Here is a 503-nt window from a genome sequence, read left to right on the forward strand (position 1 = left end):
ACCGGTCGTGTCGAGCGCGGCATCGTCAAGACTGGCGAAGAGATCGAGATCGTTGGTCTGAAGGACACCCAGAAGACCACCGTTACCGGTGTCGAGATGTTCCGCAAGCTGCTCGACGAAGGTCAGGCAGGCGACAACATCGGCGTACTGCTGCGCGGCACCAAGCGTGACGAGGTCGAGCGTGGCCAGGTCCTGTGTAAGCCGGGCACCATCAAGCCGCACACCCAGTTCGAGGCCGAGGTCTACGTCCTGTCGAAGGAAGAGGGTGGTCGTCACACCCCGTTCTTCAACGGCTACCGTCCGCAGTTCTACTTCCGTACCACCGACGTGACCGGCGCTTGCGAGCTGCCGGAAGGCACCGAGATGGTCATGCCGGGCGACAACGTGGCGATGACCGTCACGCTGATCGCGCCGATCGCGATGGAAGAAGGCCTGCGCTTTGCCGTCCGTGAAGGCGGTCGTACCGTCGGCGCTGGCGTCGTTTCCAAGATCATCGAGTAATC

Annotated in this window: 1 protein-coding gene; it reads left to right on the plus strand. The window is 62.4% G+C overall.

The genetic code is table 11. The features are described 5' to 3' along the window. On the plus strand, positions 1–501 hold a 501-nt coding region (locus tag AWR35_RS04485), incomplete at its 5' end, for an EF-Tu/IF-2/RF-3 family GTPase (protein WP_247709092.1). Positions 502–503 lie beyond the last annotated feature (2 nt).

The sequence above is a fragment of the Guyparkeria sp. WRN-7 genome (assembly GCF_001641825.1).
In the GTDB taxonomy this organism is placed as follows: domain Bacteria; phylum Pseudomonadota; class Gammaproteobacteria; order Halothiobacillales; family Halothiobacillaceae; genus Guyparkeria.